The organism is Variovorax sp. dw_308 (genome assembly GCF_019207085.1).
In the GTDB taxonomy this organism is placed as follows: domain Bacteria; phylum Pseudomonadota; class Gammaproteobacteria; order Burkholderiales; family Burkholderiaceae_C; genus Variovorax.
The window spans coordinates 175,525-189,080 of record NZ_JAATOM010000009.1 but is presented as its reverse complement, the minus strand read 5'-3'; the positions used below and the strand labels follow the sequence as shown (position 1 = coordinate 189,080).

The 13,556-nt window shown below is 67.0% G+C and carries 12 protein-coding genes; 7 read left to right on the top strand and 5 right to left on the bottom strand.

Features of this window, described 5'->3' with window-relative positions; translation table 11 throughout:
* The first annotated feature begins 79 nt into the window (after positions 1 to 79).
* The 5 genes from HCU76_RS19175 to HCU76_RS19155 all read left to right on the top strand — a co-directional run bounded on the left by HCU76_RS19175 (position 80) and on the right by HCU76_RS19155 (position 5,003).
* Complete coding sequence (locus HCU76_RS19175) at positions 80 to 1,567, top strand: porin (protein ID WP_218510339.1); 1,488 nt, start codon at positions 80 to 82, stop codon at positions 1,565 to 1,567.
* A gap of 94 nt (positions 1,568 to 1,661) precedes the next feature.
* On the top strand, positions 1,662 to 2,582 hold the full coding sequence (locus HCU76_RS19170; RefSeq protein WP_218510338.1) for a metal ABC transporter solute-binding protein, Zn/Mn family: 921 nt from the start codon (positions 1,662 to 1,664) through the stop codon (positions 2,580 to 2,582).
* On the top strand, positions 2,579 to 3,355 hold the full coding sequence (locus tag HCU76_RS19165) for a metal ABC transporter permease (protein ID WP_218510337.1): 777 nt from the start codon (positions 2,579 to 2,581) through the stop codon (positions 3,353 to 3,355). The genes HCU76_RS19170 and HCU76_RS19165 overlap by 4 nt, the downstream gene beginning before the upstream one ends.
* A gap of 56 nt (positions 3,356 to 3,411) precedes the next feature.
* Entirely contained in the window at positions 3,412 to 4,749 is a 1,338-nt protein-coding gene (locus HCU76_RS19160) for a tetratricopeptide repeat protein (protein ID WP_218510336.1), read from the top strand.
* A 77-nt stretch (positions 4,750 to 4,826) separates the two neighbouring features.
* The gene (locus tag HCU76_RS19155) at positions 4,827 to 5,003 is read left to right on the top strand and encodes a hypothetical protein (protein WP_218510335.1); all 177 of its coding nucleotides are present in this window, start codon (positions 4,827 to 4,829) and stop codon (positions 5,001 to 5,003) included.
* A gap of 218 nt (positions 5,004 to 5,221) precedes the next feature.
* Here HCU76_RS19155 and HCU76_RS19150 read toward each other — a convergent pair whose 3' ends face one another.
* The 4 genes from HCU76_RS19150 to HCU76_RS19135 form a co-directional block, all read right to left on the bottom strand.
* A complete protein-coding gene (locus tag HCU76_RS19150; protein ID WP_218510334.1) occupies positions 5,222 to 6,628 on the bottom strand; it encodes an aldehyde dehydrogenase family protein in 1,407 nt (468 codons plus the stop codon).
* Between the two features lie 59 nt (positions 6,629 to 6,687).
* Positions 6,688 to 8,166: an amidase gene (locus HCU76_RS19145; RefSeq protein ID WP_218510397.1), complete on the bottom strand. Its 1,479-nt coding sequence runs from the start codon at positions 8,164 to 8,166 to the stop codon at positions 6,688 to 6,690.
* Positions 8,167 to 8,295: 129 nt separating this feature from the next.
* Positions 8,296 to 10,626 (bottom strand): primary-amine oxidase, encoded by a 2,331-nt coding sequence (tynA, locus tag HCU76_RS19140; protein WP_218510333.1) that lies wholly within the window; start codon positions 10,624 to 10,626, stop codon positions 8,296 to 8,298.
* 220 nt (positions 10,627 to 10,846) lie between these two features.
* Entirely contained in the window at positions 10,847 to 11,866 is a 1,020-nt protein-coding gene (locus HCU76_RS19135; protein ID WP_218510332.1) for a helix-turn-helix domain-containing protein, read from the bottom strand.
* A 196-nt stretch (positions 11,867 to 12,062) separates the two neighbouring features.
* On the opposite strand from HCU76_RS19135, the gene HCU76_RS36680 reads away from it, so the two are divergent.
* Positions 12,063 to 12,197, top strand: a complete 135-nt coding sequence (locus HCU76_RS36680) for a hypothetical protein (protein WP_256354287.1) — start codon at positions 12,063 to 12,065, stop codon at positions 12,195 to 12,197.
* Complete coding sequence (locus HCU76_RS19130; RefSeq protein ID WP_213955117.1) at positions 12,194 to 12,490, top strand: hypothetical protein; 297 nt, start codon at positions 12,194 to 12,196, stop codon at positions 12,488 to 12,490. The genes HCU76_RS36680 and HCU76_RS19130 overlap by 4 nt, the downstream gene beginning before the upstream one ends.
* Before the next feature lie 81 nt (positions 12,491 to 12,571).
* Here the strand turns inward: HCU76_RS19130 and HCU76_RS19125 are convergent, their stop codons facing one another.
* Positions 12,572 to 13,261 carry a Crp/Fnr family transcriptional regulator gene (locus HCU76_RS19125; RefSeq protein WP_218510331.1) on the bottom strand — a complete coding sequence of 230 codons (690 nt, stop codon included), beginning with the start codon at positions 13,259 to 13,261 and terminating at the stop codon, positions 12,572 to 12,574.
* Positions 13,262 to 13,556 lie beyond the last annotated feature (295 nt).

Below are 13,556 nucleotides of genomic sequence, written 5' to 3'. Positions count from 1 at the left end.
TGACTGTTTCCAGTTGCGCCCGACCCGCCTGAACCGCGGCCGGGCGCGGTTCGACGTATTTGCCGGGAGCGTTTCCCTCATGCCCAAGTTCTTGCCGGCGAGCCTCGCGCTCGCCCTGTCCCTTCCGATCGGCGCGATGGCCGACACCACCTCCGATGTGCGCGCACTGCAAAAGGAAATGAAGGCGATGCGCGCCGACTACGAAGCCCGCCTGAAGGCGCTGGAGCAGCGCGTCAAGTCGGCCGAAGCCGCGGTGTCCGCGCCAGGCACGGCGACCGCGAAGACGCCTGCATCAGCCACGGCCGCAGCCGGGACCGCGGCTGTGGCGACGGCCCCCGCGGACACATGGTCACCGCCCACCACGGTGGCCCAACCCTCGCCCCAGGCCACCCCAGCCGCTGCTGCGGCCCCTGCCACGGTTGCCTCGGCGGGTGGTGGCGGCGGCGCCAACGCCTTCAACCCTGCACTCTCGCTGATCCTGTCCGGCGGCTACACCCACACGTCGCGCGACCCTGCGGACTACCGGATCACGGGCTTTCCTTTGCCGCCCGGCGCGGAGATCGGCCCCGGCACGCGCAACTTCAGCCTCGGCGAAACCGAGCTCGGCTTCTCCGCCAGCGTCGATCCGTGGTTCCGCGGCGCCGCGAACATCTCGGTCGCCGCCGACAACTCGGTGTCGATCGAGGAAGCCTTCGTCGAGACCACGGCATTGGGCAAGGGCTTCACGCTCAAGGGCGGCCGCTTCTTCTCGGGCGTGGGCTACCTGAACCCGCAGCATTCCCACACCTGGGACTTCGTCGACGCGCCGCTGGCCTACCAGGCCATGCTCGGCACGCAGTACGGCGACGACGGCGTGCAGTTGAAATGGCTCGCGCCCATCGACCAGTACCTGGAACTCGGGGCCGAACTGGGCCGCGGCCGCACCTTCCCGGGCAGCGACAAGGACGGCAACGGTGCCGGCATGTACGCGCTCTACGCCCACACCGGCGGCGATATCGGCGTGAGCAACTCATGGCGCGCCGGCATCTCGATGCTCAGCGCGAAGGCGAGCGACCAGACCTTGACGGGCGTCGACGCCGCCGGCTTGCCGTTTGCCAGCCAGTTCACCGGCAACTCGCGCGTGTGGGTGCTGGATGGCGTCTGGAAGTGGGCGCCAAACGGCAACGCGACGCGCACCAACTTCAAGCTGCAGGGCGAATACCTGCGCAGCCAACGCGACGGCAGCATGGTTCTGGCAGCCGACGGCTCCGCATTGCCGAGCCCCTACGGCGTGACGCAGTCCGGCTGGTACCTGCAAGGTGTCTACCAGTTCATGCCCGCCTGGCGCATCGGCCTGCGCACGGAACAGCTGGACCCGGGCACGCCATCGTTCGGCCTCGATACCGGGCTGGTGGGCACCGGCTACCGGGCGAAGAAGAACTCCATCATGCTGGACTACAACCCGAGCGAGTTCTCCCGCATCCGCCTGCAGTTCGCGCAGGACCGCGCGCGCGAGGGCAAGCCCGACAACCAGATCTCGCTGCAATACCAGATGAGCCTGGGCGCGCACGGCGCGCACAGCTACTGAGCACCCCATGAAACTCCTTCGACACTCCCGCCCCCCAAGGTCCCGCGAAGTGGCAACACCCCATCTGCTTGAGACCGACCACCGGAGAACCTCCATGAAATTGAATCGCTCGACCCTTCTGGCGACGCTGGCCGCGCCGCTGCTGCTGCTCGCGGCGCCCGCCGGTGCGGCCCTGCGCGTGTTTGCCTGCGAGCCCGAATGGGGCGCGCTGGCGCAGGAACTCGGCGGCAGCAACGTCGACGTGTCGGTGGCGACCAACGCGTTGCAGGACCCGCACCAGATCCAGGCCAAGCCCAGCCTGATCGCACGCGCACGCAGCGCCGACCTGGTCGTGTGCACCGGCGCGGAACTGGAGATCGGCTGGCTGCCGGTCCTGCTGCAACAGTCCGGCAACCCCAAGATCCAGGCGGGGCTGCCCGGCAACTTCGCCGCCGCCGATTTCGTGCGCAAGCTCGAAGTGCCGACCACGGTCGACCGCTCGCAAGGCGATGTACACGCAGCCGGCAACCCGCACATCCAGACCGACCCGCGCAACATCGCGGCCGTGGCGACGGCGCTGGGCGCGCGGCTGCAGCAGGTGGACCCGGCGCATGCCGCCGACTATGCCAAGGCGACCAGCGACTTCTCGCAGCGCTGGCAGAAGTCGATGGCGGGCTGGGCGGCGAAGGCCGCGCCGCTCAAGGGTGCGCCGGTGGTGTCGCAGCACAACGCCTTCGTCTACCTCTACGACTGGCTCGGCCTGAAGGAAATCGCGGTGCTGGAGCCGAAGCCGGGCGTGGAGCCGACCGCTTCGCACCTGCAGGAAGTGCAAGCCGCGATCAAGGGCCAGCCGGTGCGCATGGTGCTCTACGCTGCCTACCAGGATTCACGGCCTTCCGACTGGCTCAGCAAGAACGCGGGCATTCCGGCGGTGAAGCTGCCCTTCACCGTGGGCGGCACGGACGGCGCCAAGGACCTGTTCGGACTCTTCGATGACACGGTGGCGCGGCTCACCGGCGCCGGAGCAAAGCCTTGAACTGGAGCGCGCTCGACTGGGGCATCCTCGGGCCCGCGCTGGTCGCGGGGCTGCTGGTGCTGGCGACGCACGTACCGCTGGGCGTGCAGGTGCTGGACCGCGGCATCGTCTTCATCGACCTGGCCATTGCGCAGATCGCCGGGCTCGGCGTGATCGCGGCCGACGCACTGGGGCTGCCCGAAGGCGGCATGGCGGTGCAGGCCGCTGCCGTGGGCGCCGCCCTGCTCGGCGCCTGGCTGCTGACCTGGACAGAGCGGCGCGCGCCCAAGCAGCAGGAGGCCTTGATCGGTGTCATGTTCATCCTCGCGGCCTGCGCCGGCATCCTGATGCTGGCCAGCAATCCGCATGGCGGCGAGCATCTGAAGGACTTGCTCGTGGGCCAGATCTTGTGGGTCAACACCACGCAACTGATGTGGCTCGGCGGCGTGTCGGCGGTGCTGCTGGTAGCGCTGCGCATGGGTTGGGTCGCACGGCTCGGGCGCTTCGGCTTCTACGGCGTGTTCGCGCTGGCGGTGACGGCTTCGGTGCAACTGGTGGGGGTGTACCTCGTGTTCTCCAGCCTGATCATTCCGGCGCTGGGTACGCTGGCCTATTCGGGGGCGAAGCGCTTGAGGCTGGCCTATGGCATCGGCGCGGTGGGCTACGGCCTGGGCCTGGCGCTGTCGGCCCTGCTCGACCTGCCGTCGGGCGCGGTGATCGTCTGGACGCTGGCCGCTTGCGCGCTGGTCGGGTCGCTCGTGTTCCGGCCCGGCGACGCTCCCGTCCGCGCCTGAACCGCGGGCTTGCGGCCGGCCGGCCGCGAGGGCGGGCGCGGCGGCACAATGGCCCGATGCACACCGACAGCCTCGGCAATCCCCTCAGCGTGAGCGACGTCGCCAGCGTGCGCGCGGTCGACGATTTCGTCATGGGCTTCATCTCGTGCGAGGCGCGGGCGGTGAATGTGTTGTCGGTGGCGCGGGACACCAGCCCGATCGTGCAGGCGTATTGCGCCGCGCTGCACATGTTCGCGGAGTCGCGCGACGCCGTGGCCAATGCGCGGCCTTTCATCGCACGCGCGCAGTCCGGCGTCGGGCGGGCCACGCCGCGCGAGCGGCGCTTCATCGCGGCGGTGGCGGCGTGGGTGTCCGGCGACATCGCCCAGGCGATCCGGCTGCACGAGGAGCAGGCGCGCGAGTTTCCGCGCGACCTGGCCTCGCTCAAGCTGGGCCAGTACCACTGCTTCAACGTCGGCGACTGCCCGGGCATGCTGCGCATCGCGCTGGCCACACTGCAGGCATCGGCCGATGTGCCCTACGTGCATGGCATGGCGGCCTTCGGCTACGAGCAATGCCACCTCATGCGCGAGGCCGAATCCAGCGCGCGCCGCGCCATCGCCCTGTGCCGCAAGGAACCCTGGGCCCATCACGCGCTGGGCCATGTGATGCTGACCGAAGGCCGCCTTGCCGAAGGGCTCGGCTTCATGCGCGCAGTCAGCGATTGCTGGACCGGCCTGAACTCGTTCATGGTCACGCACAACTGGTGGCATGTCGCGCTCTTCCTCATCGACCTGGGCCGCGATGCCGAGGCGCTGGCCCTGTACGACGAACAGGTCTGGGGCGTGGTCAAGGCTTATTCGCAGGACCAGATCGGCGCCGCGTCCCTGCTGGCACGCTTCGAGCTGGCCGGCATCGACGTCGGCGATCGCTGGCAGGACCTGGCCGGGCACCTGGCGCAGCGCACCGGCGATCACGTCCTGCCCTTCCTCGACCTGCAATACCTCTACGGCCTGGCCCGGGCGGGAAGGCCCGAGGCCGACACCTTGCTGCACAACATCGAGGCCTACGCGCCGCGTGCGCCCCGCTCGACCCGCGCCGCCTGGGAGCGCGTCTGCGTGCCCGCCGCGTACGGGCTGCGCGCCCATGCGCGCGGCGACCACGCGGCCGCCATCGAAGGCCTGGCCCTCGCCCTGCCCCGGCTGATCGAGATCGGCGGCAGCCATGCCCAGCGCGACCTGTTCGAGCAGGTCTATCTCGATGCGCTGGTGCGCAGCGCCACCACGACCGCGCTCACCGGCGCCCAGGGGATGCTGCAACGGCAATTGAACGGGCAGCCGGAGTCGCTCCGCCTGCGCCGGCAGGCCGACGCGGTCTACCGGGACCTGGGCCTGCCCGGCGTCGGCGCAGGCTGACGGCGCATGAAGCGTTCCGCCGAGGCGCCACCCTCGGGAACGCACGCAGTCTGGCGGTCTACTACCAGGAGACTGCCATGAGCCCCAGCGAATCGTCACGCACCAAGCCCGGCGACAACGAAGAGCCGGAAATCACCCAGGAAGAATCGGTGCCCTCCGACGGCAAGGACGTGGAAGGCGAAGCGATGATCCGGCAGGTGCGCAACAAGAAGCTGGAGAAACCGGAAGAACCGGCCGCCGACGAGGCGGGCTGACTCCATCGGGGCAGCGCCCTGCCCGCCAAATTCGCGCCAGAAGGTGTGAAGATTTCGTAGCGAGGGCGCCGAGGCCGGCTCGCGGAGCGGAACCGGCGTCAAGTACGGTGACAACGAAGTTGCGGCAGAGGCTGACAACTGCGCGAAGCGCTTGTCATGCCGGAGCCAACACCGCAGACCCGAGATCGGTGGCCGCAGTAGAGAGCTTCACACCTTCTTCAGCTGAAGATCACCTGGCCGTCGGTGTATTCCTTCATGCCGTCTTCGGTGAACTCGGAGCCCACGCCCGACAGCTTGACGCCACCGAATGGCGCGTTGGGCTGGATGGCGCCGTGCTTGTTGATCCACACCGAGCCGGTTTCCATGCGCAGGGCGATGCGCTTGGCATGGTCGATGTCGCTCGACCACACCGAACCGCCCAGGCCGTTGTGACTGTCATTGGCGGCGCGGACGGCTTCGTTGACGTCGGAATAGCGGATGACGGGAAGCGCGGGGCCGAACTGTTCGGTGTCGACCAGGGAATCGCCGTTCTTGAGCCCGGCAATGATCGTCGCCGGGAAGAACAGCCCGTCGCCCGGCTCGCCGCCGATCAGCACCTCGCCCTTCTTCTTCGCATCGGCCACCAGGCGCGAGACGATGTCGAACTGCGGGCGGTTCTGCATCGGGCCCAGCATGCTCGTCTCGTCCATGCCGTCGCCCATCTTCACGTTGCGCGCGTAGGCCACCAAGTGCTCGCAGACATCGTCATGGATGCTGTCGTGCACATACAGGCGCTTCATCGCGGCGCAGGTCTGGCCGTTGTTGATGAAGCCGCCCCAGAACAGGCCTTCTGCAATGGCCTTGGGGTCGGCGTCGGGCAGCACGATGCCGGCATCGTTGCCACCCAGCTCCAGGGTGAGGCGCTTGAGCGTTTCCGCGGCGGACGCCATGACGCGCTTGCCGGTGCCGGTGGAGCCGGTGAAGACGATCTTGCGGATGACCGGGTGCGCCGACATCTGGGCGCCCAGGTTGGAGGTCTTGTCGTCGCAGCTGACGCTGTTGATCACGCCGGGCGGCAGCACCTCGTTGAGCAACTCGACCATGCGCAAGGTGGCCAGCGGCGTGAAGGGCGATGGCTTGATGACCACCGTGTTGCCGGTGCGCAGCGCGGGCAACACATGCCACACGGCGATCAGCACCGGATAGTTCCACGGCGTGATGGAACCGACCACGCCCAGGGGCTTGCGATGCAGTTCGATGCGGCCTTGCTCGTTGTCCTGCAGGACGCGCATCGGCAGCGACAGCCCCGCCGTGTAGCCGGACCACGCGCCGGCGCCGCCGACCTCGAAGCGCGAGCCCATGCCGTTCAGCGGCTTGCCTTGTTCCTGCGTGAGCAGCACGGCCAGTTCTTCGGCATGCGCGTTGATCTTGTTCGTGACCGCGACGCAGGCCTCGGCCAGCTCGGCGTCGGACTTCTGCGACCAGCTCTGGAAGGCGGCATGCGCGGCGGCGACGGCCGCGTCCAGGTCCGCGCTGGAGCCGTTGGGCGCGGTGCCGATCACTTGCCCGGTCGATGGATTGCGGACCTCGAAGGTGCCGGCGCCGGCGACGGCGCGGCCGCCGATGGTCATGGTGGCTTGATGCATTGTCTTGTCCCTACATTTAGGTTTTGTTGATGAAGTGCTCAGGTCGGGTGAACTGCTGTTCAACCCAGCAGCGGACTGCGCCGCGAGGTGTAGCCGCTCGCCTGGTCATAGGCATGCCCGACCTGCAGCACCGCGAGGTCCGCTTGCGCGCGTCCCATGACTTGCAGGCCCATGGGCAATCCGTTCGAACCGAAGCCGGCGGGTACGTTGAGGACCGGCAGGCCGGCGAGCGTGCCGCCCACCACCACTTCCATCCAGCGGTGGTAGGTGTCCATCGGCTTGCCGTTGATGCTCTTGGGCCAGTCGAGCTTGGCGTCGAAAGGGAACACCTGCGCCGACGGCAGCACCAGGTAGTCGTAGGTCTTGAACAGGTTGTTCAGCGCCTGATACCAGCTCGACCGATCGACCCCCGCCTTGAACACGTCCGCGCCAGAAAGCTTCAGGCCGTTCTCGACTTCCCAGATGGCCTCGGGCTTCATCATGGCGCGCAGCTTGGGGTCGGCATACAAGCCGCCGGCCACGCCCGCGATGACGAAGCCGCGCATCGAAAGCCAGGTGCTCCAGAGCTTCTCCATCGGGAAGTCGGGTTGCACCGCCTCGACCTTGCAGCCGATGGCCTCGAAGTTCTTGAGGGCCTGGATACAGGTGTCCATGACGCCCGGTTCCATCGGCAGGTAGCCGTTGAAGTCGCCGAGCCAGCCGACGCGCACGCCCTTGAAGTCCTTCTGCAACGGCTTGGCGAACATCGCCGGGTCCTGGTCGATGGACTGCGGCGTGCGCGCATCGTAGCCCGCCTGCACCGACAGCAGCATGGCCAGGTCGGCCACGTTGCGTCCCATCGGCCCTTCGTAGCCGAGTTGCTGCAGGAAGACCTCGCTGGTCGGGCCGAAAGGCACGCGGCCCAGGGAAGGCCGGAAGCCGTAGACGTTGTTCCATGCCGCGGGGTTGCGCAGCGAACCCATCATGTCGCTGCCGTCGGCCACGGGCAGCATGTTCAGGGCCAGCGAGACGGCCGCGCCGCCACTGCTGCCGCCCGCGCTCTTGCTGGTGTCGTAGGCGTTGAGCGTGGTGCCGAACACCGTGTTGTAGGTGTGCGAACCCAGGCCGAACTCCGGCGTGTTGGTCTTGCCGACCAGCACCGCGCCGGCCTTGCGGACCCGCTCGACGATGATCGAGTCGGTCTTGGGCACGTTGTTCTTCAGGATCGGCGAGCCTTGGGTCGTGACGATGCCGGCCGTGTTCGTCAGGTCCTTCGGCGCCTGCGGAAAGCCATGCATCCAGCCCACGCGCTGGCCCGCCTTGGTGGCGCTGGCCAGCTGCGCGTCACGCTCGGTGGCCTGCGCCAGCAAGCCGTCGCGCGCCTGCAGCGAGACGATTGCATTGACCTTCGGATTGAAGCGGTCGATCTGCGCGAGGTAGGCCGTCATGACCTCCACGCACGAGACGCTGCGCGACTGGATCGCCTGCGAGAGCTGGATCGCCGTCAAGCCGGTGATCTCGCCAGCGCCCTTGGCGGCGGCGTGCGCGGATTGCGCCATCACGCCCAGGGGCGCAGCCAGTGCTGCCGCACCCAGCTTGAGAAAGTCGCGGCGCTGGGTTCCACGTGATGAATCGCTGCCGCTCGTTGCTTGCGTTTGATCGTCTTGCATCCTGGGGTCCTGGTGGGTTTACTTGGCCTTGGCTGCAGGCGCGTTCAGCCCCAGCGTCGGCGTTTCGTCGAAGAAGTTCCACGGCTTGAGCAGCACGTTGACCCACTCCGTCGGCATGATCGGCCACTCCTCGGCACGCGCCACGTGGGTGGTGCCGGTGGTGAGCCACACCACGTCGTCGGCGTTCTCGATGGACTGGTCGTCGGCGACGAATTCGCCGAGACCGGTGTCCTTGTTGGAGCGGTTGGGGTACTTGCCCTCGGGGAACAGCTCGTCGGGGTTGTAGCGGGTGACCCAGAGCTGGCGGTCCATGAAGCTCAGGCGGTGGTTGATCCATTCGTCCTTGGCGAAGTTGGCGCCCTTGGCGATCGGATGCGTGCCGCCTGCATAGGGAATCAGCTGGTAGGACACGGGGTTGCCGACCTTGTTGCTGCGCGCCGGATTGCTCAGCAGCCGGATGGTGGCCGCGTCGAACTTCTGCGCGGCCTTCTGCTCGGTCGCCACGGTGCGCGTCACCGTTTCCATGGCGCTGGTGCGCGGTCCACCGCGGGTGTTCGGCACGACCACCGGGTCGACTTCGGTCAGCGAGTTCTTCTCGCCGTCGACGTCGAGGTCGAGCCGGAAGTTGTAGATGTGCTGGTGCGTGGTGCCGACGATGTTGTGGTCGAGCAAGGTGCCGTAGCGCGTGTCCTCGGCCGCCGTCGGGTCCTGCATGGTGCGCGACTTCACGCCCTTGACCGCCTCGATGCCGGTGGCGCCGGCATTGATGCCGATGGTGCCGTTCTCGGCAAAGACCCAGTCGAAGATGTAGTCGTAGTTGCCGACCGTGCTGATCCAGCGCACCACCAGTTCGCGCCGCTCGGTGCTGACGGTGTACTTGCCCATCTCGTTGTGCTTGAACTCGGGGCCGGCATAGCGCTCGAACACGGCCATCGCGTTCGGGATCTTGTAGGCCTTGCCGGTGAAGTCGGCCAGCGTGGCGTCGAGCAGCACGGCGTTCATCGGCGCATCCTTGCCGGCCACGATCGGCGAGGTCAGCGTGCCCATGCCGTACTCGCCCGAGTCGAGGTAGGCCTTGAAGTACCAGCCGACATCCGGGTCGCCGTAGGGCACGATCATGCCGCCGAGCGAGCCCTCGTACATGATCTTGCGCTTGGTGCCCTTGTCGTTGTAGGTGACGGTCGAGAGCATCATGCCCACGCGCGAGTCCAGCCGCATGTGGAAATCCCAGTTGCGCCAGTGCAGCGTGTTGCCGGTGATCGTGTAGTTCTTGCCCTCGGGCTCGGTGATCTCCAGCGGCTTGGGCGGGGCCGTCAACGCGCGGTCGCGGCCGTCATAGGGCGTGGCCTTCATCGGCACGGGGATGACGCCCGAGTCCTCGATCTTGATGATCTTCTTCTGCTCCAGGTCGACCACGGCCACCAGGTTCTCGATGGGGTGTGCCCAGGTGTTGCCGTCGCCGACGTCGGCATAGCTGACCACCTTCAAGAGCCGGTCTTCCTGCTTCAGGCCATCCTTGCCGTCGAAGTAACCCACCGTGAGCGGCGTGGCGTAGACCTTCTTCACGTCGTTGATGCCGCGCTTGGCCAGCGCCTGCGCGTATTCGGGGCTGGCCTCGATGACCTTCTGCACCGTCTCGAAGTCGTCCAGCAGCACCATGCCGTGCGCGCCTTCGATGGGCTTCCAGTTCGTCAGGCTGCGCGCGGCCAGGTCCACCGTGCCTTCGATGACCTTCTTGCCGTCCAGGATCACGAAGTTGGCCTGCCGCGGCGCCTGGACCGGCTGGCCGCCGAGGGCATAGGACCACACCTGGTCCTTGGGCGGCGTCTTCAGGCTGATCTCGGTGAAGCGGTAGCCCGGCTGGTACTTGCCCGAGGCCTTGAGCACGTCCACCGTGGCCGTGATCTCGGCCTCCGTCAGCGGGTTGAGCGGGCTGGCCTTGCGCTCGATGACGAAGGTCTTGTCCAGGTTCGACTGGAACACCTGGTTGATGAAATCGTGCGACACGTACGGCGCGCCCTTGCGCATCACCACCGGCACGTCGAGTTGCAGGGGCTGACCGTTGACCAGCGCCTCCCTGGAGCCGGGCTTGACGCGCACCAGCGTGCCGTTGCGGTTGATGGTGTAGACGTTGGAGAAGCGGTCGAAGCGCACGCTGGCGCCGAAGTCTTCCAGCGTCTTCGTCATCGGCACCATGTGGGCCGCGCCGCCGTGGGCCATCGCGGGCATCGACCCCATCGTGGCCGCGCCGATGGCGCAGGCGCCAAGGACCAGGGCGATGGCCCGGCCGATCGGCCGCAGCCGCGGGCCGGTGGTGCGCAGTGCGAGTGAAGTGGGTACGTCTTGCATGGTGGATTCCTGGTCGTCAGTCGGTCGGAGGTGACAGCGCGACGAAGGTTAGGGCCGCGGGGGGCCACGGCGTTATCCACTTTTGGCAAGGCCTCGGGGAGGGATAACCCGCACGCCCGGCCGCGGGCATGGGCTCTCGAGTCGATGTGGCTTTGCCATCTCGAGGTGATTCCCCGCGGGGGCGGGCGTGGCCCGGCCCTGGGGGCTCGATCGCCCCTTCTCAGTGCCGCCGCATCGGCTCCGGCGGCATGGACGCGAATCGCATGCGCGTGACCGAGGGAAGTTCGCCGAACAGCTCGCGGTATTCCGCCGCAAAGCGCGACGGGTGCCAGAAGCCCCAGCGCGCCGCCACGTCACCGACCGTGTCGCCGTGCCGCGCCTGGAGTTCGCTGCGCACGCGGTTGAGCCGCATGACGCGCAGGTAGGTCACCGGGCTCAGCTGAACCACGTTCTCGAACGCGTACTGCAATGCGCGGCGTGACGCGCCGGTGGCCACGCACAGGTCCGGCACCGAGATGGGCTCGTCCGCATGGCTGCGCATGTACTCCCGCGCGGTCGCCACGATCTGCCGGCGCGCGGCGGCGCCCGGAAGCAGGCCCGACTCGATGCAGTCCGGTGCGATGCTCTCGAGCACCGCATCGGTGAGCGATTCCGCCAGCCGGTTGCGCAGCGCCCCATCGGCAAGGGTCGCGGGCCGGTCACGCACCAGCGACATGGCGCTGTCGACCAGCAGGGCCAGCGCGTCCCGATGCATCGTCGGCCGGCTGATGAGCGACGGGCCGGGCAGGCTCAGCGGCAACTCCCGGCCGTGCAGGATGGCCGCGCGCTTGGCGAGCTCCGCCGTGTCGACGCAGACCCCGACCAGCGCCATGCCGGCGCCGGCGACGAGGTCGAACTCGCGATCCGAGCTGAGGGCAAATACGCGGCCCTCGCCAATCTCATGCCCGCAGTACCAGCCCGCCACTTGGGTGGCCAACGTCAGCGCCACGGAGATGGTGTTCGCGCGCGGACGCCCACCCTGCAGCACGGCCTGGTTGGATTGTTCGCGGAAGATCTGCACCGGTCCGATATGGAACTCTTCCAGGCAGCCCTCGTAGCGCCCAGCCGAGAGCTGTTCATAGTGCTGATCCCACGCGCTCAGGCTGGCGGCATGCTCCCCGGCGTCGCGCGTCAGGGTCCTGGCGTAGCGGATTGCGGCGGCCTTGGCCGGTGCATCGGGAGGCAATTGCTGCGCGGGCATTGTTCTGGAGGGCCTGTTCACACTGCTAACAGAGATCGCGGGTGAACAAGCCTTGTGGCCTGCTCACTGCATGGCGAATGCTAGGTCACCGAAAGTACTCACACAACCCGCTCTTGTGCATCACTTTCGCCGGCATGGCAATCAGTGCGGATGGAATCCGGATTGACCCTGAACTCCTGGCCTCGCGCGAATTTCCTTGACTGAAATCAAGATTCTTGAAGTTGGCGCCGCCGGGCAACTCAAACGAAAACATTCATCCTTAGGATCACGCCCGGTCACCGCAAATCTGGATGATCGTTCATTAAACCAATATCAAGGAGTACAAGAATGACTGTGATGTTCACCCGTATCGGCACCCCGCACGCTGGCCACCAGCAGGACGCAATGGTCTACGCCAAGAAGCGCTGCGAAGCCGTCAACCAGGTCTATGCCCTGCATGCCCAGGTCTACGCGCGCTTTGGCGGTCCTGCCGGCCAGGTGGTGATGCTGGAAACCTTCGAGAACATGGCTGCCCTGGAAAAGCTGAAAATGGCCACGATGGACCCCGCCAACAACGCCAAGATTCCCGTCGCTCCGGAAGGCGTGTTCCAGTCGGTGGAAGAGCACATCTGGATCAAGCTGTAATCCGGCTCGTTTTTCCGGGAAGAAGAACAAACCCTTCCTAAAGGGTGTTTCCAATCGGCAGTTCGATGATTCGACTGCCGATTATTTTTTGTCCGCCGCGTGCTGGCTCAACCTGTGCACATCCAGGATGGTCACGCTGTTGCCTTGCAGTTCGATCAGCCCCAGCTTGCAGAACTCCCGGAAGTAGCGCGACAGGGTTTCCGGCGTCAGGTTCAACTGTGCGGCCATCAGGTGCTTGTGCAGAGAGAGTTGAACGCGGCTCACGCCTGTGCCATTGGGCGGCACCAGCCGCAACAGGTAGCTGGCCAGCCTCGCACCCGGCGGGTGCATGAAGAACTCGTCGATATCGGAGGCCGCCTGATGCAGTCGACCTGCCAGGCTGCAAAGCAGGCGCAAGGTCAGCTGCGGGTCGGCGTGCAGCAACGCCAGCACGGTGGCCTTGGGCACATAGACCAGCGCGGAGTCCTCGAGCGCGATGGCCGTCGTGTTGTGCGCGAGGTCGCGCAGCAGCGTGGCGTCGCCAAAGCCGCCGCCGGCCTCGACCACCCGCAGCGGCTTTTCAACGCCCTGGCCGGTGAACAGCGACTGGCGGACACGGCCGTAGGCAATGATGTAGCTGCCGCAACAGGGGTCTCCCTTGCGGAAGATGACTTCTCGTTTCTGCACGCGCAGCACGCGCGCCTCATGGGCCAGCTTGGCGAGCACGTCTTCGTCCAGCCCCTGGAAGAAGGGCAAGTTCTGGATCAGGCGCGCGATTTGCGCAATCTGCATTTTGGGAATTGAAGTGGGGGCGTTTGCGAATCGCATCGGCATCGGACCGTCCGCCGCTGCCGCGTGCAACATGAATCGTTGCGGCCCTGGACGCCGAGTGGCAACGCGCGCATCAACGGGCGGGTCAGGCCGGGAATGCGGCGCGAACCTTCAAGCTGCGACGGGGAATGCGCGACTGCCGTTTCCCCGGCTTCAACCGACATGCGGACGGGTCCGCGGCAATGGTTACCCAGTTCATTCTTGTGCCTCCTTGTTTGTTCGCCGCCTCGAAGGCGGTCTCTTGCGACGCCGTGCC

Bases quoted from the DNA above. Each gene is read 5' to 3' on its own strand.
- HCU76_RS19175 (WP_218510339.1), top strand. From the start codon at position 80: ATGCCCAAGTTCTTGCCGGCGAGCCTCGCGCTCGCCCTGTCCCTTCCG.
- HCU76_RS19170 (WP_218510338.1), top strand. From the start codon at position 1,662: ATGAAATTGAATCGCTCGACCCTTCTGGCGACGCTGGCCGCGCCGCTG.
- HCU76_RS19160 (WP_218510336.1), top strand. From the start codon at position 3,412: ATGCACACCGACAGCCTCGGCAATCCCCTCAGCGTGAGCGACGTCGCC.
- HCU76_RS19155 (WP_218510335.1), top strand. From the start codon at position 4,827: ATGAGCCCCAGCGAATCGTCACGCACCAAGCCCGGCGACAACGAAGAG.
- HCU76_RS19150 (WP_218510334.1), bottom strand. From the start codon at position 6,628: ATGCATCAAGCCACCATGACCATCGGCGGCCGCGCCGTCGCCGGCGCC.
- HCU76_RS19145 (WP_218510397.1), bottom strand. From the start codon at position 8,166: ATGGCGCAATCCGCGCACGCCGCCGCCAAGGGCGCTGGCGAGATCACC.
- tynA (WP_218510333.1), bottom strand. From the start codon at position 10,626: ATGCAAGACGTACCCACTTCACTCGCACTGCGCACCACCGGCCCGCGG.
- HCU76_RS19135 (WP_218510332.1), bottom strand. From the start codon at position 11,866: ATGCCCGCGCAGCAATTGCCTCCCGATGCACCGGCCAAGGCCGCCGCA.
- HCU76_RS19130 (WP_213955117.1), top strand. From the start codon at position 12,194: ATGACTGTGATGTTCACCCGTATCGGCACCCCGCACGCTGGCCACCAG.
- HCU76_RS19125 (WP_218510331.1), bottom strand. From the start codon at position 13,261: ATGCAGATTGCGCAAATCGCGCGCCTGATCCAGAACTTGCCCTTCTTC.